The organism is Allobosea sp. TAF32 (assembly GCF_052113585.1).
Taxonomy (GTDB): domain Bacteria; phylum Pseudomonadota; class Alphaproteobacteria; order Rhizobiales; family Beijerinckiaceae; genus Allobosea.
Map to the genome: position 1 here is coordinate 129,913 of NZ_JBFRDM010000001.1, position 21,189 is coordinate 151,101.

16 protein-coding genes are annotated in these 21,189 nt (G+C 65.4%); 11 read left to right on the top strand and 5 right to left on the bottom strand.

From position 1 onward, the window contains the following. Nucleotides 1-125: 125 nt before the first annotated feature. Nucleotides 126-1,694, bottom strand: coding sequence for an ABC transporter substrate-binding protein (locus tag AB4Z16_RS00550; protein WP_441509371.1), 1,569 nt, complete (start codon nucleotides 1,692-1,694; stop codon nucleotides 126-128). Between the two features lie 238 nt (nucleotides 1,695-1,932). Between AB4Z16_RS00550 and AB4Z16_RS00555 the strand changes: the two genes are divergently transcribed. The 9 genes from AB4Z16_RS00555 to AB4Z16_RS00595 all read left to right on the top strand — a co-directional run bounded on the left by AB4Z16_RS00555 (nucleotide 1,933) and on the right by AB4Z16_RS00595 (nucleotide 11,069). After that, nucleotides 1,933-2,640, top strand: a complete 708-nt coding sequence (locus AB4Z16_RS00555) for a GntR family transcriptional regulator (RefSeq protein WP_441509372.1) — start codon at nucleotides 1,933-1,935, stop codon at nucleotides 2,638-2,640. Beyond that, the gene (locus AB4Z16_RS00560; protein WP_441509373.1) at nucleotides 2,637-3,335 is read left to right on the top strand and encodes a flavin reductase family protein; all 699 of its coding nucleotides are present in this window, start codon (nucleotides 2,637-2,639) and stop codon (nucleotides 3,333-3,335) included. Before AB4Z16_RS00555 ends, AB4Z16_RS00560 begins: the two co-directional genes overlap by 4 nt. 310 nt (nucleotides 3,336-3,645) lie before the next feature. Continuing rightward, nucleotides 3,646-4,461: an alpha/beta fold hydrolase gene (locus AB4Z16_RS00565; RefSeq protein ID WP_441509374.1), complete on the top strand. Its 816-nt coding sequence runs from the start codon at nucleotides 3,646-3,648 to the stop codon at nucleotides 4,459-4,461. A 95-nt stretch (nucleotides 4,462-4,556) separates the two neighbouring features. Then, entirely contained in the window at nucleotides 4,557-4,943 is a 387-nt protein-coding gene (locus AB4Z16_RS00570; RefSeq protein ID WP_441509375.1) for a c-type cytochrome, read from the top strand. An 82-nt stretch (nucleotides 4,944-5,025) separates the two neighbouring features. Then, a complete protein-coding gene (gene nhaA, locus AB4Z16_RS00575; protein WP_441509376.1) occupies nucleotides 5,026-6,222 on the top strand; it encodes a Na+/H+ antiporter NhaA in 1,197 nt (398 codons plus the stop codon). Between the two features lie 128 nt (nucleotides 6,223-6,350). Beyond that, the gene (locus AB4Z16_RS00580; protein WP_441509377.1) at nucleotides 6,351-6,800 is read left to right on the top strand and encodes an NUDIX hydrolase; all 450 of its coding nucleotides are present in this window, start codon (nucleotides 6,351-6,353) and stop codon (nucleotides 6,798-6,800) included. Nucleotides 6,801-7,019: 219 nt separating this feature from the next. Beyond that, nucleotides 7,020-7,826, top strand: coding sequence for a class I SAM-dependent methyltransferase (locus AB4Z16_RS00585; RefSeq protein ID WP_441509378.1), 807 nt, complete (start codon nucleotides 7,020-7,022; stop codon nucleotides 7,824-7,826). 1,645 nt (nucleotides 7,827-9,471) lie between these two features. Next, nucleotides 9,472-10,497 carry a DUF262 domain-containing protein gene (locus tag AB4Z16_RS00590; protein ID WP_441509379.1) on the top strand — a complete coding sequence of 342 codons (1,026 nt, stop codon included), beginning with the start codon at nucleotides 9,472-9,474 and terminating at the stop codon, nucleotides 10,495-10,497. 62 nt (nucleotides 10,498-10,559) lie between these two features. Next, the gene (locus tag AB4Z16_RS00595; RefSeq protein WP_441509380.1) at nucleotides 10,560-11,069 is read left to right on the top strand and encodes a hypothetical protein; all 510 of its coding nucleotides are present in this window, start codon (nucleotides 10,560-10,562) and stop codon (nucleotides 11,067-11,069) included. A 1-nt stretch (nucleotide 11,070) separates the two neighbouring features. On the opposite strand, the gene uvrB is transcribed toward AB4Z16_RS00595, so the two are convergent. After that, nucleotides 11,071-13,740, bottom strand: a complete 2,670-nt coding sequence (gene uvrB, locus AB4Z16_RS00600; protein WP_441509381.1) for an excinuclease ABC subunit UvrB — start codon at nucleotides 13,738-13,740, stop codon at nucleotides 11,071-11,073. A 159-nt stretch (nucleotides 13,741-13,899) separates the two neighbouring features. Here uvrB and AB4Z16_RS00605 point away from each other — a divergent pair, with 159 nt between their 5' ends. Further along, the gene (locus AB4Z16_RS00605) at nucleotides 13,900-17,295 is read left to right on the top strand and encodes a class I SAM-dependent DNA methyltransferase (protein WP_441509382.1); all 3,396 of its coding nucleotides are present in this window, start codon (nucleotides 13,900-13,902) and stop codon (nucleotides 17,293-17,295) included. Nucleotides 17,296-17,301: 6 nt separating this feature from the next. Here AB4Z16_RS00605 and AB4Z16_RS00610 read toward each other — a convergent pair whose 3' ends face one another. Together AB4Z16_RS00610 and AB4Z16_RS00615 are read right to left on the bottom strand one after the other, a co-directional pair. Beyond that, nucleotides 17,302-17,670, bottom strand: coding sequence for a hypothetical protein (locus AB4Z16_RS00610; protein WP_441509383.1), 369 nt, complete (start codon nucleotides 17,668-17,670; stop codon nucleotides 17,302-17,304). A gap of 55 nt (nucleotides 17,671-17,725) precedes the next feature. Continuing rightward, on the bottom strand, nucleotides 17,726-18,949 hold the full coding sequence (locus tag AB4Z16_RS00615) for a TIGR03862 family flavoprotein (RefSeq protein WP_441509384.1): 1,224 nt from the start codon (nucleotides 18,947-18,949) through the stop codon (nucleotides 17,726-17,728). 124 nt (nucleotides 18,950-19,073) lie between these two features. Here AB4Z16_RS00615 and AB4Z16_RS00620 point away from each other — a divergent pair, with 124 nt between their 5' ends. Then, complete coding sequence (locus AB4Z16_RS00620) at nucleotides 19,074-19,394, top strand: YnfA family protein (protein WP_441509385.1); 321 nt, start codon at nucleotides 19,074-19,076, stop codon at nucleotides 19,392-19,394. Between the two features lie 9 nt (nucleotides 19,395-19,403). On the opposite strand, the gene AB4Z16_RS00625 is transcribed toward AB4Z16_RS00620, so the two are convergent. Beyond that, on the bottom strand, nucleotides 19,404-21,131 hold the full coding sequence (locus tag AB4Z16_RS00625) for a Na/Pi cotransporter family protein (RefSeq protein ID WP_441509386.1): 1,728 nt from the start codon (nucleotides 21,129-21,131) through the stop codon (nucleotides 19,404-19,406). Nucleotides 21,132-21,189: the final 58 nt, after the last annotated feature.

Here is a 21,189-nt window from a genome sequence, read left to right on the forward strand (position 1 = left end):
GAAAGCTCCTGCGTTCCGGCGTCATTCCCGGGCTTCGCAGAGCGAAGACCCCGGGAATCTCAGGACGAGAGGGCGCTGGTTTCCGAGATGGCCGGGTCAAGCCCGGCCATGACGTCGCGCCTGCCTCACTTCATCATGGTCAGCCAGAGGCGCGGCTTGTTGTCCGAGGCCTGCACGGTCGAGGCCACGGTCGAACGCATCGCCCAGGCCATCGGTTGCTGGTGCAGCGGGATGAAGAGGTGCTCGGCCTTGGCGATCTTGAGCGCTTCCTTCATCAGCTCGATGCGCTTGGGCGTGTCGAGTTCGACACCGGCCTTGTCGATCAGCGCGTCGATGCGCGGATCGCCCCAATTGCCCCAGTTGAAGACGCCGCCCGTGCCGCTCTTCGAGCGCATCACCTGCACCAGCAGCGAATAGGCGTCGATCATCGGCTCGTTGGCCCAGCCGAAGGAAATGACGTCGAAATCGCCCTTGACGCGCTTCGGCGCCTGCTGGCTGCGCGGGGCCATGCTGAGATTGGGTTTCAGGCCCGCGCGCGCCCACATCGAGGCGACCGCCTGACAGAACTCCTCCTCGTTGACGAGGGAGTCGCTCTGGCAGTTCAGCTGGAAGGAGAAGCCGTTGGGATAGCCGGCATCCGCCAGGAGTTTCTTGGCGCCGTTCAGGTCGAAGGGCAGGCGTTCGTCCTGCGAGGGCTCGTAGCCGGGGATTGCGGGGGCGACGAGCGCGCCGGTGTTGCGCGAGAGACCGCGCATCGCCCGCTTCTGGACGGCATCGATGTCGATGGCGCGGTAGAGCGCCTCGCGCACCTTGATGTCCTTGAAGGGGTTCTTGTCCTTCACGTCGCTCTCGAAGAGCTTGTCGGTCAGGTTGAAGGCGAAGAAGACCGAGCGCAGCTCGTTGGTCTGCAGCACCTTGACATCCGGGGAGGCGGACAGGCGCGGCAGGTCCTGCAGCGGGGCGACGTTGGTGAAGTCGATCTCGCCGGACAGCAGGGCCGCGACCCGCGTCGAGGACGAGGTGATCGGCGTGAACTCGATCTTATCGATGTTGTGCTTCGGCTTGTCCCACCAGTTCGGGTTCTTTGCGAAGACGGTCTTGGAGTCGGCGCGGCGGCTTTCGACGAAGAACGGGCCGGTGCCGTTGGCGTTGTCGGTGGCATAGCCCTTCACGCCCTTGCCGGAATCGGTGGGGAGCAGCGAGTTGTTGGCCTCCATCCACTCCTTGTCGAAGATGAAGATGTTGGTGAGGTCGTTGAGGAGCAGCGGATAGGGGCCGTTGACCTCGATCTCGACGGTGTAGTCGTCGATCTTCTTCGAGGATTTATAGGCCGGCAAATTGCCCTTGAGCGGGGAGTCGGGATGGGTGACGCGCGCCAGCGAGGCGATGACGTCATCGGCCGTGAAGGGATTGCCGTTGTGGAACTTGACGCCCTGGCGCAGCTTGAAGCGCCAGATCGTCGGCGACACCGTCTCCCACGACTCCGCCAGCGCCGGCTCGATCTTGAGGTCGCCGGTGTAGCGCACCAACCCCTCATAAACATGGTTCAGCACCGACAGGGTGAAGGTCTCACCGAAGGAGTAGGGATCGAGCGAGGCGATTTCGCGCGCCGACCCCCATTTCAGCGTCCTCGCCTCGGCGGCTCCCGTCAGGGCGAAAGCGGCAACGGCCGCCAGTAACCAGGCCTTCTTCATCCAACTCTCCCCTTTTGTGTTCGACCCCGCCGTAGCGGGCCCGGATCGTCGTTGCCGCCTGTTTGGGCACCGTGGCGTTTTGATCGCCATCTCGTGTGCGATTATTGAACAAACTTGCATACGATGAAAATATCGTATTGTATGCAATTATTGAACACAAGCAGAAACTGGATCGGAGCCCGCGATCGTGACATTGACGCCCCCGCAAATGGTCAGATCAGGACGAGGGAAAGCGGAGATGGGCGAGCGTCGTACGCCGGTTCTGCGGGCGGAATCCGTATACAGGGCGCTCCGGCGCGCGATCATCGAGCAGGCATTGAAGCCCGGCGTGAAGCTGCCGGAGGATTCGATCGGGGAGCAGCTCGGGGTCAGCCGCACGCTGGTGCGCGAGGCCTTCGGGCGCCTCGCCGTCGAAGGGCTGGTGGAACTCAAGCCCAATCGCGGCGCCTCCGTCGCCTATCCGACTCTGGAAGAAGCGCGCGACGTCTTCGAGGTCCGGCGCGGGCTGGAGCGGCTGGTCGCGGAGAACTTGGCCGGGCGCCTGACGGCGTCCCAGGCGGCCGAGCTCGAAGCCCATGTCGAGCAGGAAGAGAAGGCGCATGAACAGGACGGGCCGGAATCGATCCGCCTCTCCGGCGAGTTCCACATCAAGCTCGCAACGATGACCGGCAATGCGCTGCTGCTGCGCTATGTCCAGGAAGCATCGTCGCGCTGCTCGCTGATCCTGGCCATCTACGGCCGCCCGCACTCCAGCGAATGCGCGGTCTCCGAGCACCGCCAGTTGATCGAGGCCCTGCGCTCCGGCGATGCCGCCCGCGCCGCCGATCTCATGGACCACCATCTGCGCGCCGTCGTGACCCGCGCCTTGCTGACGCCACGCGTCGAGCGGGACATCCGCGACGTGCTCGCCCCCTACGCCCGCAGCGAAGGATTGACCCCATCGTGACCGCCCACCCGACCGGACAGCCGCGCGCCGAAACTGCCCCCGGCATCGTCACCTTCGACTTCGCAGCGCTGACCCCGCGCGAGCGCTACAAGCTGCTGATCGGCGCCGTCGTGCCGCGCCCGATCGCGCTGGTGACCACGGTCGACGAGCACGGCACGGTCAATGCTGCCCCCTTCTCCTTCTTCAACTGCCTGTCCGCCGACCCGGCCATCCTCGCGCTCGGGGTCGAATACCGACCGACCGGGGCGCAGAAGGACACCGGCCGCAATGTCAGGCAGACCCTGGCCTTCACCGTCAACATCGTCTCGGACGCGCTCCTGGAAGGCATGAATGTCTGCGCGGTGCCCTTCGAGCCCGGCGCCGACGAACTGGCCGAAGCCGGATTGACCGCGATGCCCGGCGTCAAGGTGCCCTGCCCGTGGATCGGACAGGCGCCGGCAGCCTTCGAATGCCGGCACCACACGACGCTCGGCATCGGCAATTCGCGCGAAATCATTCTCGGCGAGGTCGTCTACGCCCATTTCCGCGCCGACGCGGTCGATCCGCAGAAGCTCTATGTCGACCCGGCCGCGCTCGATGCCGTCGGCCGCATGGGCGGACATGGCTACGCGACCACGCGCGACTATTTCGACCTGCCGACCATGTCCGTGACGACCTGGCGCGAGGATCCGGCAGCGGCGAACCGGCGTCGCTGACACCTGTACGCCAAGCCTCTTCCCTGCTCGGCAGAATGGCTTGCGGCGATAAGGCACAAAGCCATGCACTAGACGCAGGCCAATTAGTCTTTGGTCTATTCGACCTGCGCCAGGAACATCCCGCCCCCTGCGCTCAAGCCATGGCAGGTGCGGCCCTGATGCGCCATCCTCGCACGAACCGGTCCTATCGGCCAGATCAAGGCCGAACGACCGGCGGGTGGGCGACCTAAGCTTTCAGGGAGGATGGGGCCATGTCCGGGATCCTGCGCGCCAGGCGCAACAACGCATGCCGCCTTTCGCGAGGTGACGCATGACAGCCACCACCGAGATCACCGATTTCAAGGTCGAAACGCCCGACGGCGCGACGCTGCACGCCTTCAAGGAAGGACATGGGCAGCCGCTTCTTCTGGTCAGCGGCCTCAGCGGCACAGCCGCGTTCTGGAAAGACATCGCGACGACGCTGTCGCGCTCCTTTCAGGTCATCCGCTTCGATCAGCGCGGCATCGGCGCCAGCACGCGCGGCGATGCTCCCTGCGACATGGAACTCCTGGCCCGCGACAGCCTTGCCGTGCTCGACGCAGCCGGCGTGGGGCGCGCCGTGGTGCTCGGCCATTCCACCGGCGGCTGCATCGCCCAGATGATCGCCAAACTCGCGCCGGAGCGCGTGGACGGACTCATCCTCAGCGCAAGCTGGCTTGCCCCCAGCCGTTTCCTGAGCGCGCTGTTCGGGGCGCGCCTCGCAATCCTCGAGGCGGACCCCTACGCCTATGCCGCCATTTCGGTGCTCAGCGGCTATCAGCCACGCTGGATCGAGCAGAATTGGCACGTCTATGACGATGCGCTGGAAGCGGCCCCGGTCAGCGAGCACGCGAAGATCGTGACCCGCGAGCGGCTCAACGCCCTCCTCGCCTTCGACGGCTCGGCCGATATCGGCTCGCTGCCGATGCCGATCCTGATCCTCGGCACGCGCGACGACATCGTCGTCCCCGTCTACCATCAGGAAGCGCTCGCTGCCGCTCTGCCCGGCTGCCGCCGGGCGATCATGGAGACCGGCGGGCATTTGTTCCCGGTGTCGCGGCCGGACGCCTTCACGGCGACCGTGGCGGAGTGGATCGGCGAACTCTGAGGCCGAACCTGGAGCAACGGCGCGGCGAAATGGCCCATGCGGCGCCGCGCGGCTTCGGGCTAAATGAGAACGCCTCCAAGTCGAAAGACCTGCCCATGCGCGTGATTCTCCCGAGCCTCCTCCTCATCCTGCCCTTTTTCGCGCAGCCTGCCGCAGCGCAGGACGCCGCTGCCGGCGAGCGATCCTTCAACAAATGCCGCGCCTGCCACCAGATCGGCGAAGGCGCGCGCAACCTCGTCGGCCCCGAGCTCAACGGCCTCATCGGCCGGCATTCGGGCGCGGTCGAAGCCTACAGCTATTCGACCGCCAACAAGACTTCCGGCCTGACCTGGGACGAGGCCACCTTCACCGACTACATCAAGGATCCCAGGGCCAAGATCCCCGGCACCAAGATGATCTTCGCGGGCATCAAGAGCGAGAAGGAGATCAAGGATCTGATCGTCTTCCTCAAGCAATTCGACAAGGACGGCCGGAAGCTCTGAACCGCGCTGCGACGACAGCGAATTTGGCCTTCGGCGCCGGCCTGTCGTATCTCCTTCTGCCTGATCGACAGAGGAGAGCCCGATGGCCGGCCCCGCCCCCCGGACGAGACCCCTTTCCGCATTGCGGGACTTCCTGCGCAGCGAGGCCGCCGGCGGCATCATCCTGATGGCGGTAGCGGCGCTTGCGCTCGTCATCGCCAACTCGCCAGCGGCGCCGCTCTATTTCGGCGCGCTGAAGAGCTATATGCTCGGCCTCTCCGTCCTGCACTGGATCAACGACGCGCTGATGGCGGTGTTCTTCTTGCTCGTCGGCCTCGAAATCAAGCGCGAGATGCTGGACGGCCAGCTTTCCAGCTGGGGGCGGCGGGTGCTGCCCGGCTTCGCCGCGCTCGGCGGCATGATCGCGCCGGCGCTGTTCTACCTCGCCTTCAACCTCGGCTCACCGGAAAGCCTGCGGGGCTGGGCGATCCCGACGGCGACCGACATCGCCTTCGCGCTCGGCGTGCTCTCGCTGCTCGGGCCGCGCGTGCCGGCCTCTCTCAAGGTCTTCCTGACGGCACTCGCCATCCTCGACGACCTCGGCGCGGTGATCATCATCGCGATCTTCTACACTGCCGAGCTGTCGGGCCTGTATCTCGGCCTCGCCGCGGCGACGCTTGTCGTCCTGACGGCGCTGAACCGCTTCGGCGTGACGCGGCTGGTGCCCTATCTCCTGCTCGGCGCGGCGCTCTGGTACTTCACCCTGAAGTCCGGCGTGCATGCGACGCTGGCGGGTGTCGCGCTGGCCTTGACCATCCCGCTGAAGCCTTCCCCGGCCCGGCCCGATGACGCCGCATCGCCGCTGCACAAGCTCGAACACGGGCTCCACCCTTATGTCGCCTTCCTGGTCATCCCCGTCTTCGGCTTCGCCAATGCGGGCGTCTCCTTCAGCGGCCTCGGGCTCGCGACGCTCGCCGCGCCGGTGCCGCTCGGCATCATGCTCGGCCTGTTCCTCGGCAAGCAGGTCGGCGTCTTCGGCTTCGGCTGGCTAGCGATCCGCGCCGGCCTCGCCGATCTGCCGGCTCGCGCCTCCTGGCCGCAGTTCTATGGCATCGCCCTGCTCTGCGGCATCGGCTTCACCATGAGCCTCTTCATCGGCCTGCTCGCCTTCCCGGATTCCGAGGCGCTCCAAAACCAGACCAAGATCGGTGTCCTGGCCGGCTCGCTGCTCTCCGGCATCGGCGGCTGGCTGCTGCTAAGGCTTTGTCCGGGCGAGGTTATGCACAAGAAGCAAGGCTGATCTGTTCACCTTTTTGGCAGAACGCCTCTTCCATTTTCGCGCAGCGATGCAATATTTATTCGGTCCGGCAGCCATTCCCGATTCGTAGCCGGAGCGAGCCCGCAAGCAGCGAGGAGCGTCCAGAGCCGATGAAGAAGGCCAAGCGGAAACCGGGGGAGAAGCGGTCGCAGATCGCCGCCATGCCGATCCGCCACGCTGCCGACGGCTCGCGGGAGATCCTGCTCGTCACCTCGCGCACGACGCGCCGGTGGATCGTGCCTAAGGGCTGGCCCATGAAGGGCCTGAAGGATCATGACGCGGCCGCCCGCGAGGCCTTCGAGGAGGCCGGCGTCGTCGGCCGCATCAGCAGCGAGCCGGCGGGGCGCTACAATTACTGGAAGCGCATGAGCGACCATTTCGTGCTCTGCGAGGTCAATCTCTATCTGCTCGAGGTCGAGGAGCAGTTCGAGAACTTCTCCGAGCAGCATCAGCGCGACCTGCACTGGTTCAAACTGGCCGACGCCGCCGATCTCGTCGACGAGCCGGAGCTCAGCACGGCCATCCGCAAGCTGGAACGCCTGCCCGCTTTGGCGGCGTGAGGCCGCCTCTCGATGCATGAGCGCAGCCGCGTCCACCTCGAATACGGCATATCGTTCTGATGGCACGGCTCGCGAATAAGTTGAAGCCAATAAAAAACGGAAACGAATTCGTGTAGATTCCGCCGAGGCATCGCCGCTTGCGCGCTGCAACACATCTTCAACTGGCAGAATCTGCCCAAATGACGTAAAGTCAGCCTTTCCGGACCAAAGGGCCAAAGAATGCCCGACCAGACTCGCCATGACGCATGGCAGGCCGGCGAGAATTACGATCGCTATATGGGGCGCTGGAGCCGCGAGCTCGCGCCTCTTTTCGTCGACTGGCTCAATCCCCTGCCCGGCTTCGAATGGCTCGATGTCGGCTGCGGCACCGGCGCGCTGACCGAGGCGCTGCTCGGCGGCGCCGTGCCGGTCAGCATCATCGGGATCGACCCTTCGGAGGGGCTCCTGGCACTGGCGCGCGAGCGCATCACCAACTGGCGCGTCAGCTTCCGGCAGGGCAGCGCCGAGGCGCTGCCGGTCGAGACCGCGAGTTGCGACGCCGTCGGCTCGGGGCTGATGCTCAACTTCGTGCCTGACCGGGGCAAGGCGCTGGCCGAGATGCGCCGCGCCGTGCGGCCGGGCGGGCTCGTCAGCTTCTATGTCTGGGACTATCCGGGCGGAGCCCCACAATTCGTGCACGCCTTCTGGACCGCGGCGACGGCGCTCGACCCGCAGGCGACGGACCTGGCCGTGGACAGGCGCTTTCCCTTCTGCACGCCTGAGGGGCTGACGGAACTCGCCGCCGCCGCCGGGCTGATCGACATCGCCTGCGAGCCGATCTCCGTGCCGACGCTGTTCCGCAGCTTCGACGATTTCTGGCAACCCTTCACGCTCGGCACCGGCCCGGCGCCCGGCTATTGCGCGAATCTGTCACTGGCCGCGCGCGAACTGCTGCGGCAGCGGCTGCGCGAAAGCCTGTGCTTCGCCTCCGACGGCACGATCCCGCTGGAGGCGCGCGCCTGGGCGGTGCAGGGCATCTCCCCCTGAGAGGGACCGCGCGTGGATCACCATGCGCCCGACCGGACGCGCTGGCGGCGATCGATGTATTTGTTGTCGCATCACACCCGGGCCTCCCTCCCGTCTCACGCCCGGGCTTGCCGCTCGCGTCATGCCCGGCCTTGACCCGGGCATCTCCGGGCAAGGAGTCTCCCGCAGGCTGTTCCGGCCTGAGATTCCCGGGTCTCCCGCCGGTCGCCCGAGAATGACGCGCGTGTTTTCACCCGCCCACGCTTCCGCGCGGGCGTTCGCGATCGAGGGGCAGCGGAGCGCCGCGAGGCGCGAGGTATCGGGCCGCTTCCGTTGAGCCAGGACGCGGCGCGGAAGGATTGAGCCACCTTCCGCACGCCCCGTGGCGCTCCGCTTGCCGGCGATTTGAAAGCCACGGGCCGCGCTTATCCGGCCGGGGTCTCCTCGTGCCCGACGCTTCGCGGATCAGTTCGGCTCATCGCCTCGTCATCCGCTCCGCGTCAAAGCTGGACGCCCCCAACCTTCCAGCGAGCTCCTCGCACAGGGGCCGTAGTACCCCCAGGGCGGTGCCCCGCAGCCTCCCGAGTCCGGGGTGCAAACCCGGCCGCAGGGCGCCGCCCCCACCCCGCCATGCAGCATGCCTCCGGATGGCCGCCCCTCGGGGTGAGGTGGGCCGAGGATAGGGCGATTTGGCAAGGCGGGGACAAGTTTCGTGCGGGGGACCGCGACGCCGGAGGGGACGGTCATCGCCGGAGGATGGGCGACGGGGCCTCCGCCGTCATGGTCGGGCTCGTCCCGACCTTCCACGTCTTTGCCCTGGCTGAGCGAGGCATTCCCGATGGGGCCGCCCGTCATCAGCGTCGCAAGACGTGGATGCTCGGCACAAGGCCGAGCATGACGGCAGAGCACATGAACCGCGACGCTATCCTTCTCCCGGATGGGAGAAGGTGGCGCGGAGCGCCGGATGAGGGTGTGCCGTATCCATAGAAGGCGCAGCGGCTCCGTTGCGCTCTGGTAGTCAGCGGCGGCCCCTCACCCCTGCCCCTCTCACTGACCTCGGGGTTGCCCGAGATCAACACTTCAAGTGGCGTAGTCGGCAACAGCCGACTACGCTGCGGGAGAGGGGTTCCCCGCGCCTCAACTCATCGCGTGCAGCGAGGTCGTTCGAGATCGCGTGAGGCGTAGACGAAGGTGGAGGGGATGTCATGGCGGGAGGATAAGCGATGGCGCCTCCTCCGCCATGGTCGGGCTCGTCCCGACCATCCACGTCTTTGCCCTGGCCGAGCGACGCATTCCCGATGGGGGCGCCCGTCATCAACGCCGCAAGACGTGGATGCTCGGCACAAGGCCGAGCATGACGGCAGAGCGCATGCACCGCGACGCTATCCTTCTCCCGCAGGAGAGAAGGTGATGCGGAGCGCCGGATGAGGGCGCGCCCTATCCGTAGAAGGCGCAGCGGCTCCGTTGCGGCTTGACGATCAGCGGCAGTCCCTCACCCCTGCCCCGCCCCCATCCGGGAGAGGGGTTCTCCGCGCTTCATTGCATCGCGCAGCGAGGTTGTTCGAGATCGCGCGAGGCGTAGACGAAGGTGGAGGTGGAGGTGCAGGGGACGGTCATGCGGGAGCCTCTTGACGGCCTTCACCCCACAACCTCCAATTGAGCGGAAATGCATTTCGAATCAGCGGGGCGATTAGTGGCTCATCTCTTTATTGAGGACATTGTTGGAAAACTGAAAAGGGGCGAACTTCGCATACCCGCGTTTCAACGTGGGTTTGTCTGGACGCCGGACGATGTAGCCTTTCTTATGGACAGCATCTATAAAGATTATCCATTCGGGAGCGTCCTACTCTGGCGAACAAAAATAAAACTCACGCAAGAGAGGAACTTAGGGCCCTTTGAGATACCGAAGCCAGAAGCTGATTACCCTATTGATTATGTCCTCGACGGGCAGCAAAGGCTAACGTCGATTTTGGGTGTTTTCGCAAATGACCTTCCAAGAACCAACATCATAGATTGGAAGGATATTTATTTTGATATGCAAGCGCCCGAGAACGCGCAGAACTCTCAGTTTATCGCGCTCGATCCTCCCGAAGTCGACCCTGAGAGGCACTTTCCGCTCAAGATTATCTTCGATTCAACTTCTTATAGAAGAACAACGCGAAATTTTAGCGATGAATTGAGCGCTCGTTTAGACGATCTACAGAAACGCTTCCAGCAGGCGCAATTTCCGTATTTTCTGATGGAAACGGAAGAAAAGCAAAAAATCGCAATCGTATTTGAACGCATCAATCGCAAAGGAATTCCGCTCGATACGTTTCAGCTTCTCACAGCTTGGACATGGAGTGAAGATTTCGAGCTTAAACAGCAGTTCGAAGAACTCGCCGACGAGCTTGAGCCTTTTGGATTTGAGTCAATCGGAGACGATACCGATTTGCTCCTTAGATGCGCAGCGGCAGTATTGCTAGGCAAGGAAAGCCCGGAAAGCCTTCTACTCGTCGATGGAGCAACCGTTAGAGACACATTGCCTCGAATAAAGAAAGGCATCAAAGCGTCTATCGATTTTCTTAAGCAAAACTTCGGAATCCAGCGACTAGGCAACCTGCCTTATCCAACAATGCTGATTCCTCTTACGGCCTTCTTTGAAGGGCCGGAAGGAGAGCAACTTTCGCTTACCGCAAGCAATCCGACGTAATTAAGCAATGGTTTTGGCGATCGGCATTCTCTCGGCGGTACAGCAGCGCGACCAAACGCAATTTGGAAGCCGACATCAGCGGAGCGAAAACCCTTCGTGCGGAAGGAGATAGCACGCTCGGAAATTTCGACGCGCCTATAAGCGAGAGCTACTTCAAGGATCGTCGATTCATTATCGGAACGGTCGATACACGCGTTTTTGTTTTGCTCCTTAGCCATCAAAACCCAAAATCTATTGTAAATGGCAATAGTATTAATATCTCAAAAGTCCTCACTGCCGGAAATCGAGCAGAGTTTCACCATCTTTATCCTCAGGCCTTCCTGCGATCAAAGGGAATCGACTCCGTAAGAATAAATGCTCTTGCAAATTTTTGCATCTTATCTGCTGCTGACAACAAAAAGGTCGGCAGCCTTCAACCATCTCAATACAAGCCAAGGCTCGCCGACAACGTTGAAAAAACACTCCCTGGAAATCTCATACCTATATCTATATTCGATGACGACTTTGAAAAATTCATCGACGAGCGCGCAAAGATCCTAGCTTCGGCGGCGAATAAGCTGATGGCGAAGTAGCCTACCTCCTCCGCCTCTCTCCCGCGCCCTTCGGCCGCGATTCCGGCACCGGGCCCATTTCGTCCAGGGTCGGCTTGCGGGCGCGTGAGGCGAGCGGGTCGCTCTTCGGCTTGCCCTCGCCACCGCCGAAATTATGGGGGCCCATATCGGCGTCGGTCGGTTTCCGCGCGCGGGTCGGCGGCAGGTTGGCGCTGGAGCCGTAAGAGCGCTCGCCCTTGTACTTGCCGGCGGAGGCCTCGACATCGCTCTGGCGGGCGAGCGGGTCGTCCGAGATCGCCAGCTCCGTCGCCTGCAGGCGCTTGATCTCGTCGCGCAGACGCGCGGCGGTCTCGAATTCGAGATCGGCCGCGGCCTCGCGCATGCGCTTCTCGAGATCGGCGATCGCGGCCTTGAGGTTGTGGCCCGAGGCCGGCGCCACCAGCCCCTTGTCGACCGTGACATGGTCGCGCTCATAGACCGAGCCGAGGATGTCGCCGATGGCGCGCTTGATCGTCTGCGGCGTGATGCCGTTGGCCTCGTTATAGGCGACCTGCTTCTCGCGGCGGCGATTGGTCTCCGCCATCGCCCGCTCCATCGAGCCGGTGATGTGATCGGCATAGAGGATGACCTTGCCGTCGACATTGCGCGCGGCGCGGCCGATGGTCTGGATCAGCGAGGTCTCAGAGCGCAGGAAGCCCTCCTTGTCGGCGTCCAAGATGGCGACGAAGCCGCATTCGGGGATGTCGAGGCCCTCGCGCAGCAGGTTGATGCCGACGAGGACATCGAACGCGCCCAGCCTGAGATCGCGGAGAATCTCGATGCGCTCGATCGTGTCGATGTCCGAGTGCATGTAGCGCACGCGAATACCGTTCTCGTGCAGGTATTCGGTCAGGTCCTCGGCCATGCGCTTGGTCAGCACGGTGACGAGGGTGCGGTAGCCGCTCGAAGTGACCTCCTTGACCTCGTCGAGGAGGTCCGCGACCTGATGCTTGGCCGGGCGGATCTCGACCGGCGGATCGATCAAACCTGTCGGGCGGATGACCTGCTCGGTGAAGACGCCGCCGGTCTGGTCCATCTCCCAGCCGCCGGGCGTGGCCGAGACATGCACCGACTGGGGCCGCATCGCGTCCCATTCCTCGAAGCGCAGCGGCCGGTTGTCCATGCAGGAGGGCAGGCGGAAGCCGTATTCGGCCAGCGTCGCCTTGCGGCGGAAGTCGCCCTTGTACATCGCGCCGATCTGCGGGACCGAGACATGGCTCTCATCGGTGAAGACCAGCGCGTTGTCGGGCAGGTATTCGAACAAAGTCGGCGGCGGCTCGCCCGGCTTGCGGCCGGTGAGATAGCGCGAATAGTTCTCGATGCCGTTGCAGGAGCCGGTGGCCTCGATCATCTCGATGTCGAAGGTGCAGCGCTGGTCGAGCCGCTGCGCCTCGAGATAGCGGCCCATGCGGTTGAGCTCGTCGAGGCGGGCCTTCAGCTCCTGCTTGATCGACTTGACGGCCTGGGTCAGCGTCGGGCGCGGCGTGGTGTAGTGCGAATTGCCGTAGACCTTGATGAACTCCAGCTCGCCGGTCTTCTGGCCGGTGAGCGGGTCGAACTCGCTGATGCTCTCGACCTCGTCGCCGAACAAGCCGATGCGCCAGGCGCGGTCTTCATAGTGCGCCGGGAACAGCTCGATGACATCGCCGCGCACGCGGAAGGTGCCGCGGGCGAAATCGCCGAGCGTGCGCTTGTATTGCAGGGCGACGAGATCGGCGATGAGCTGGCGCTGCTCGATGCGCTCGCCGAGCTTCACCGAGAAGGTCATCGCCGTATAGGTCTCGACCGAGCCGATACCGTAGATGCAGGAGACGGAGGCGACGATGATCACGTCGTCGCGTTCGAGCAGGGAGCGCGTCGCGGCGTGGCGCATCCGGTCGATCTGCTCGTTGATCGAGGATTCCTTCTCGATATAGGTGTCCGAGCGCGGAACATAGGCCTCCGGCTGGTAATAATCGTAGTAGGAGACGAAGTACTCGACCGCGTTGTCGGGGAAGAAGCTTTTGAATTCCCCGTAAAGCTGGGCCGCCAGCGTCTTGTTCGGCGCGAGCACCAGCGCCGGGCGCTGCGTCTCCTCGATCACCTTGGCCATGGTGAAGGTCTTGCCGGAGCCGGTGACGCCGAGCAGCACCTGGTCGCGCTCCTGACGGCGGATGCCGTCGACGAGATCGGCGATGGCGGTCGGCTGGTCGCCGGATGGGGAGAACTCCGATTTCATCGTGAAGGCGATGCCGCCTTCCGATTTCTCGGGGCGCGGCGGGCGATGCGGCGTCCAGGCCTTGCCCGGATCGATGAAGGGGCTGCCGGTTTCGAGGAGGTGCTGCAGCGAAGTCGCGGTCGCGGCCGCCGCCCCCTCGGCGCCGGCGAAAGCGGAATCGGCCTTCTTCGACAGCTTCTTCTTCGGCCGGGTGTCGCCATCGCCGGGGCGGGCCTCGGCCTCGGCCTCGTAGCCGGCCTGCGGCTGGTCACTGAAGCCCGAGGCGCCGCCCGGAACCGCCGTGCCGCGGTTGATCGCGGGGTTCAGCAGATCGGCGAGATAGCCTTCGAGCGGCTTCAGCTCCGGCTTCGACGCCTTCGAGTTCGGCGTGCGGGCGCTCGACGGCTTCTTCGCGGCCTTCGGCTTGGTGGTCGTGCTGTCGGGGCTTTTCGGCATGGCCGCAATATGGGGCGGAACGGCTGCGGATGCGAGAGGGCGCGGCGCCTCGCCAGCGCGATTGGTGACAGGAGTTGACAGGGGATCGTCTTGCTATTTTAAGTTGTATATAATCGATTCCAACAACCTGAAGGACGGGCCATATTGAGGAGTAGGTCCGTGCCGGCGGGCGATGAAATCGAGACCTTCATCGCCCGCTGGCGGGTTTCGGAGGGAGCGGAGCGCGCCGCCTATGCGCAGTTCCTCAGCGAGCTCTGCCGGCTGATCGGCGTCGAGCCGCCGCAGCCGCCGACCAGCGACTCCGACGCTGTGACCTATCGCTTCGAGTATCCCGTGCGCTTTCCCGATGGGCAGGGCGGCCACAGCACGGGGCGCATCGATCTTTACCGAAAGGGCGCCTTCGTCCTCGAAGCCAAGCAGAGCCGGCTGAAGGGGCAGGCGAAGGAGATATTGCCGGCACAGGGCGCCCTGCCCTTCGCGGAGCCGGCGGGACCGCGCGGCCGGCGCGGGGCCGATCGCGCCTGGGACGTGCTGATGCTCAACGCCAGGCGCCAGGCGGAGGACTATGCCAAGGACCTGCCGGCCCCGCATGGCTGGCCGCCCTTCCTGATCGTCTGCGACGTCGGCCACTGCTTCGAGTTCTACGCCGACTTCACCGGGCATGGTAAGAACTACGTCCAGTTCCCGGACCGGCAGCGCTACCGCGTCTATCTCGACGATCTGCGCGACGAGGCTGTGCGTCGCCGCCTCGCGATGGTCTGGACCGACCCGCTCTCGCTCGACCCGACCCGCCATGCGGCGCGCGTTACCCGCGCCATCGCCGAGAGGCTGGCGGCCGTCTCCAAGGCATTGGAGCGCGAGCACGACCCCGAGGAGGTCGCGCTCTTCCTGATGCGCTGCCTGTTCACGATGTTCGCCGAGGATGTCGGGCTGATCCGCAAGGACGCCTTCAAGACATTGCTGCGGGATTGTCGCGACGACCCCGCCTCCTTCCTGCCGCTGGTATCGGAGCTGTGGCAGGCGATGGACAAGGGCTCCTACTCGACCTCGGTGCGAGAGCGGATGAAGCGCTTCAACGGCAAGCTTTACGAGGACGCCAAGGTCTACCCGCTCGGGCGCGAGGAGATCGGCGAATTGCTCGCCGCCGCCGAGCATGACTGGAAGGAAGTCGAGCCCGCGATCTTCGGCACGCTGCTGGAGCAGGCGCTCGACGAGAAGGAGCGCGCCCGGCTGGGCGCGCATTACACGCCGCGGGCCTATGTCGAGCGGCTTGTCGTCGAGACGGTGATCGGCCCATTGCGGGACGATTGGCGGGCGGTGCTCGCCGCCGCCCAGCAGGCGCGCGATGGCGGCGACGCGAACAAGGCGCTGGCGCTGGTCGAAAGTTTTCACGAAGCCCTGTGCCGAACGCGCGTGCTCGATCCGGCCTGCGGAACCGGGAACTTCCTGCACGTTGCTCAGGAGCTGATGAAGAAGCTCGAAGGCGAGGTGCTCGACGCCGCAAGTGAGCTCGGCAGTGCCGAATCGCTCGGCGGCTTTGCGCGACATGCGGTAGGTCCGCACCAGTTCCTCGGCATGGAGATCAATCGCCGCGCTGTCGCCATTGCCGATCTCGTGCTCTGGATCGGTCATCTGCAATGGCATTTCCGCACGCGCGGCTTCGCTCCCAAGGAACCGATCCTCGAAAAGCTCAATCACATCCACAAGCGCGACGCCGTTCTGTCGTGGGACGACTGGCCGATCCCGGGCTGGCGCAATGGCAAGGAATTCCTGCCGAATCCGCGCCTTCCGGAATGGCCGGAGAGCGAGTTCATCGTCGGCAACCCGCCCTTCATCGGCGGCAAGGACCTGCGCGGCCGACTCACCGACGTCTATGCGGAGGCGCTGTGGGCGGTGCATCCGCAGATGAACGAGAGCGCCGATTTCGTGATGTATTGGTGGGACCGGGCCGCCGAGCTGCTGACGCGGCCGGACACCAAACTGCGGCGTTTCGGCTTCGTCACCACCAACTCGATCACGCAGCTCTTCCAGCGCCGCACGATCGAGCGGCATCTGGCGGCGCGACGGCCGCTCTCGCTGGTCATGGCGATCCCCGACCACCCCTGGACCAAGGCCGGCAAGGACACCGCCGCGGTGCGGATCGCGATGACGGTGGCGCAGGCGGGGCGGCGTGATGGAAGGCTTTGCGAGGTCACGTCCGAGGCGGCGCTCGACACCGACCAGCCTCATATCGAATTGCGCGCATGCGAGGGGCGGATCAACGCCGATCTGACGGTCGGCACCGATACCAGCCAGGCCATGGGCCTGCAGGCCAATGCAGGGCTGAGCTCACGCGGGATGATGCTGTTCGGCAAGGGGTTCATCGTGTCGCCTCAACAGGCGGAAGCGCTCGGCCTCGGACGCAGGGCAGGCCTGGAGGAGCACATCCGCCTCTATCGCAACGGCCGCGACCTGATGGCTCGCCCGCGAGGCGCGATGGCCATCGATCTCTATGGGCTGCGGCCCGACCATGTCCGGGAACAATACCCGGAGGTCTATCAGCATCTGCTCCGGACCGTGAAGGTCGAGCGTGACCGCAACAGGGATGCCGATATCAGGGCACGATGGTGGCTCTTCGGACGGACGCGCGATGAAATCCGCCCCGTCCTCGCGCCGCTTCAGCGCTATATCGCCACGGTCGAGACCGCCAAGCACCGGGTCTTCCAGTTCCTCGACGCGTCGATCCTGCCCGACAACATGCTGGTCGCGGTGGCGCTATCCGACGCGTTCCATCTCGGCGTGCTATCCTCGCGCATCCACGTCACCTGGTGCCTGGCGCAGGGCGCGACTCTGGAAGATCGCCCGCGCTACTCGAAATCCCGCTGCTTCGACCCCTTCCCTCTTCCCGATGCGGCGGAGCTTCAGAAGGAAGCCATCCGCCGACCCACGGAGAAACTGGACGCGCTGCGCAAACAGGTGCTGGCCGATCACCCCGATCTCACCCTGACCAAGCTCTACAATGTGCGCGAGGCGATCCGCGCCGGCCGCGCCCTGACGACGGCCGAAGCCGATATCCGCGACCGCGGGCTTGTTCTGATCCTCGACGAGCATCACGACGCCATCGATGCCGCGGTCGCCGCCGCCTATGGCTGGCCGGTCGATCTGGCCGCCGAGGAGATGCTGACGCGGCTCGTCGCCCTGAACCGGCAGCGCCTTCAGGAAGAGGCGCGCGGCATGGTGCGCTGGCTGAGACCGGACTATCAGCGCCCGCGCTTCGGCGATGCCGGCCGGGGCGGCGAGCAGATCGAGGCGGAAGGGCTGGCTGCTGCGCTGCCGGCTGGCACGCAGCGGCCGCTCTTCCCGCTCGATCCGGTGGAGAGGGTCGCCCGCGTGCTGTCGGTTCTCGTCTATGCTCCGACAGCGCTCGACGCTGCCGCAATCGCCGCGCGCTTCCGGCAGGGCCGCAAGGTCGAGCGCGCAATCCGCGGCATCCTGGTGTCGCTGGCCCGCGTCGGCGAAATCTCGACTGCCGATGGCGGGCGCCGCTTCGCGCGCCGCTTGAGCGCCACGGGATGAGCGGGCTCAGGCTGGCTTCTGCCCGTGTCCTTCGGCCCGGTCGAGTTCCGCCTGCTTGCGCTCGCACCAGACGCGGCCCTCGTCGCCGCCCCAGAGCAGCCAGGCGATCCAGCCAGCAGAGGGATTGTCCTTGTCGCCGAAGCCCTTGGCCTGGCAGTCGACAGCGTGGCGAGCGAAATAGCTCACCATGCGACGCACGGTTTCCTCGCTCAGGGGCCTGCGATGACTGAGATCGCGGGCGCGCGCGACGCCGATCTGCGTGCCGCCGCGGTTAAACTTCTGGCGCAATCTCAGACCTTTCGCAGCCGCCTTGGCGACGGTTTCAGGCGGCGTGAGGTCGAAATGCTGCATCGCAGCCGCTCCCCTCATGATCATCGCACGACACTCCCCTCCTTCGGTCTGGAAACAACGCCCAGGGGCAGGCAGAGGTTCAACCGGTGCGGCCTTCCTCCTGTAGCCAAGTTGCGATTCCGGCGGCAGCAGCGACGCCGGTCGCAAAGCTCGCCTGCAGCAGATAGCCGCCGGTCGGTGCCTCCCAGTCGAGCATCTCGCCGGCGGCGAAGACGCCCGGCAGGCGCTTCAGCATGAAGCCGGCATCGAGCTCGTTATGAACGATGCCGCCGGCCGTCGAGATGGCGCGTGCGATCGGCATCGGCGCGTCGAGGCGCAGCGGCACGGCCTTGATCAGCGATGCCAAACCCTCCGGTTCAGTCGGCAGTGCGTTACCAGTCGACTCGCGCAGGAGCGCGGCGGCGACGGGCGAAAGCCCCCCGGCCTTGCGCAGGTGGTTGCTCAGCGTCTCGCCCTTGCGGCGCTTCGCCAGGCGCATGGCAAGATCGCCCATCGCAAGATCCGGCCGCAGGTCGATCGCGATCCCAGCGGCGCCATCGCGCAGGATCGCCTCGCGGATCGGCGCCGAGAGCGCGTAGATCGCGCCGCCCTCAATGCCATCAGCATCGATCATCGCCTCGCCAGAGGCTGCCTCGCCGCCGAAACGGATCACGATGCGCTTGAGGGGGTGGCCGGCGAAGCGCTCCTTCATCAATGGCGACCAGGCGACCGCGAAGCCGCCATTTGCCAGCCGGAGCGGCGAGACAGCGACGCCGCGCTCGGCCAGCAAAGGCACCCAGCCGCCATCGGAGCCGAGCCGCGGCCAGCTCGCGCCGCCCAGCGCCAGCAACGCCGCATCGGGGCGGACAAGCTCCATGTCGCCGCTCGCAAGGCGAAAGTTCAGGGCGCCATCCACGTCCCAGCCGGTCCAGAGCCGGCCCGACGCGAGCGTCACGCCCAACCCTTCGAGACGCCGCAGCCAGGCGCGCAGCAGCGGCGAGGCCTTCATCGCGCGCGGAAAGACGCGGCCGCTCGAACCGATGAAGGTCTCGGCGCCGAGCGCATCGGCCCAGTCGCGCAAGGCCTGTGGCGGGAAGGCCCGCAGCGCCGGCTCCAGCCAGCCCTGCGCCTCGCGATAACGGCTGAGAAAGGCGTCGAACGGCTCGGAATGGGTGAGGTTCAGGCCGCCGCGCCCGGCGAGCAGGAGCTTGCGGGCCGGGGAGGCCATGCGCTCATAAATCGTGACGCGATGCCCGGCCTCTGCCAGCCGCTCGGCGGCGATCAGTCCGGCGGGGCCGGCGCCGATGATGGCGATGTCGGGCATGGGCTCTCGCATCCTGAGGCATCATCCCGGACGGAGCGAAGCGGAGATCCAGGACAGCGTTGTTTCCGCAAGGCTTGGCTTTAGACTGGCGCTCCCGCCGCGAGAAGCCCCACCAGGACGCTCCATGCCCACTATAGCCGCTTATATCGGCGCCGCGTTCTTCGAGATCGCCGGCTGCTTCGCCTTCTGGGGCTGGCTCAGGCTCGGCAAGCCGGTCTGGTGGCTGCTGCCGGGGCTGGTGTCGCTCGGGCTCTTCGCCTGGCTGCTGACGCTGGTGGAGAGCGCGGCGGCAGGGCGCGCCTTCGCCGCCTATGGCGGGGTCTACATTGCCGCCTCGCTGGGCTGGCTCTGGGCCGTCGAGGGCGTCAGGCCGGATCGTTGGGACCTGACCGGCGGCGCCATCTGCCTCGCCGGCGCCGCGATTATCCTGGCAGCGCCGCGGTAGGGCGGTGGATCACCTGCCCGAATGCGGGGCGGGGACGAGCACGGCCGGCGTCTCACGGTTGCGCGCCGCTTCCTTGTTCTCGCGCAGGCGGCTTTCGCGCAATTCGTTGGCGCTCTCGAGGATCGGATAGGCGATCGAGACGACATGGCCGTGGATGCGCTTGAGGTCCCGGATGATGTCGAGATGGATCGCGCTGGTCTCGATCGATTCCGGCCGGCCCGAACGCAGGCGCTGGAAATGGCTGTCAGCGGCATGCCGCTCGGCCTCGCGCATCGCCGCCTTGTCGGCGAAGAGCTGGCGGGCGAGCACGATGTCGCGGGTGGCGAAGACGTTGAGCGCCAGCGCCAGCGCCGAGGCGACGCGCTGATGGAAATCGCGGATCTCGGCCAGCCCCTCAGGCGAGAAGCTGTAGCGTTTGCGGATCTTCTTCTCGGCGAGCTCGCGCAGGTTCTTGTCGATGATGTCGCCGATATGCTCGAGATTGGTGATCAGGGTGATGATCTCGAACAAGCGGCGGCTCTCCTCCTCGGTCAGCTCGTTGCGCGAGACCTTGACCAGATAGAGCTTGATGGACTCGTGGATGGTGTCGACGCCGTCATCGGCCTGGGCGATGGCGCGGGAGAGCTTGAGCTCGTCCTTCTCCAGCAGGGTCATCGTGTCGCGCAGCATGGCCTCGACGCGGTCGCCCAGCCGCAGCGCCTCGCGCATCGCGCCGGCGAGCGCCTCGGTCGGGCTGTCGAGGGCGTTGGGGTCGAGATAGCGCGGCGTCACCGCCTCGGATTTCTCCTGCTTGCCGGGCATGAAACGCTCGACCAGGGCGGCGATCGGCCCGACGAAGGGCAGGAAGATCAGCGCGCCGACCAGATTCAGCCCGACATGGAACTCGATGGCGAAACGCTGGCCGGTGATCGGCAGGCTGGTGAGCCAGGCCGAGAGCGGGCCGACGAAGGGGATGACGGCCAGCGCCAGCAGGAGGCGCGTCAGCAGGTTGCCGACGGCGGCGCGGCGCTGGGCTGCGGGCGCGCCGAGCTGGTCGAGCACCGGGATCAGCGCATTGCCGAGATTGGCGCCGATGACCAGCGTCAGCGCGGTGGCCGGCGGGAACAGGCCCGACGCCGCGAAGGTCGCGACCAGCAGGATGATCGCGATGCTGGAATGCACCATCCAGGTCGCCGCGATGGCGACGAGGACGGCGAGCAGCGGCTCGCTGCCGAGAGCGCCGAGGACAACCCGGAAGGTCGGCGATTGGGCGAGCGGGGCCGCCGCCGTATTCAGCTCGATCAGCGAGAGCAGAATCAGGCCGATGCCGACGAGGACGCGGCCGATATTGCGCGGCCGCTCCATCGCCTCGCTCGAAAGATACATGGCGACGCCGATGGCGATGCAGAGGCCCCAGAGCCAGCCGAGATCCATCGAGATGACGAAGGCGGCGAGCGCCGTGCCGAGATTGGCGCCGAGCAGCACGGCGAGCGCCATGGCCGAGCCGATCAGCGCCTGACCGGCGAAGGAGGAGACCAGGAGCGTCGTTGCCGTCGAGCTCTGCAGCACCATGGTCACGACGACGCCGCTGCCAAAGGCGGCGAAGCGATTCCGTGTGAAACTCTGCAGGGCGTGCCTGAGCTGCGAGCCGAAGGCGCGCATCGCGCCGGTTCGCACCAATCTGACCGCCCAGATCAGCAGCGCGACGCCGCCCGCCAGATGGATCAGGATATTGGTTGCGCTCTCGCCCGTGGCCATTTTTGTGCGGTCTTTTCCCGATTCAGGTGACGATGACAGGCCGAATCTAACAGTTTTT

Bases quoted from the DNA above. Each gene is read 5' to 3' on its own strand.
- AB4Z16_RS00555 (WP_441509372.1), top strand. From the start codon at position 1,933: ATGGGCGAGCGTCGTACGCCGGTTCTGCGGGCGGAATCCGTATACAGG.
- uvrB (WP_441509381.1), bottom strand. From the start codon at position 13,740: ATGCCGAAAAGCCCCGACAGCACGACCACCAAGCCGAAGGCCGCGAAG.
- AB4Z16_RS00565 (WP_441509374.1), top strand. From the start codon at position 3,646: ATGACAGCCACCACCGAGATCACCGATTTCAAGGTCGAAACGCCCGAC.
- AB4Z16_RS00590 (WP_441509379.1), top strand. From the start codon at position 9,472: ATGCATTTCGAATCAGCGGGGCGATTAGTGGCTCATCTCTTTATTGAG.
- AB4Z16_RS00580 (WP_441509377.1), top strand. From the start codon at position 6,351: ATGAAGAAGGCCAAGCGGAAACCGGGGGAGAAGCGGTCGCAGATCGCC.
- AB4Z16_RS00585 (WP_441509378.1), top strand. From the start codon at position 7,020: ATGCCCGACCAGACTCGCCATGACGCATGGCAGGCCGGCGAGAATTAC.
- AB4Z16_RS00615 (WP_441509384.1), bottom strand. From the start codon at position 18,949: ATGCCCGACATCGCCATCATCGGCGCCGGCCCCGCCGGACTGATCGCC.
- AB4Z16_RS00570 (WP_441509375.1), top strand. From the start codon at position 4,557: ATGCGCGTGATTCTCCCGAGCCTCCTCCTCATCCTGCCCTTTTTCGCG.
- AB4Z16_RS00625 (WP_441509386.1), bottom strand. From the start codon at position 21,131: ATGGCCACGGGCGAGAGCGCAACCAATATCCTGATCCATCTGGCGGGC.
- AB4Z16_RS00620 (WP_441509385.1), top strand. From the start codon at position 19,074: ATGCCCACTATAGCCGCTTATATCGGCGCCGCGTTCTTCGAGATCGCC.
- nhaA (WP_441509376.1), top strand. From the start codon at position 5,026: ATGGCCGGCCCCGCCCCCCGGACGAGACCCCTTTCCGCATTGCGGGAC.
- AB4Z16_RS00610 (WP_441509383.1), bottom strand. From the start codon at position 17,670: ATGATCATGAGGGGAGCGGCTGCGATGCAGCATTTCGACCTCACGCCG.
- AB4Z16_RS00550 (WP_441509371.1), bottom strand. From the start codon at position 1,694: ATGAAGAAGGCCTGGTTACTGGCGGCCGTTGCCGCTTTCGCCCTGACG.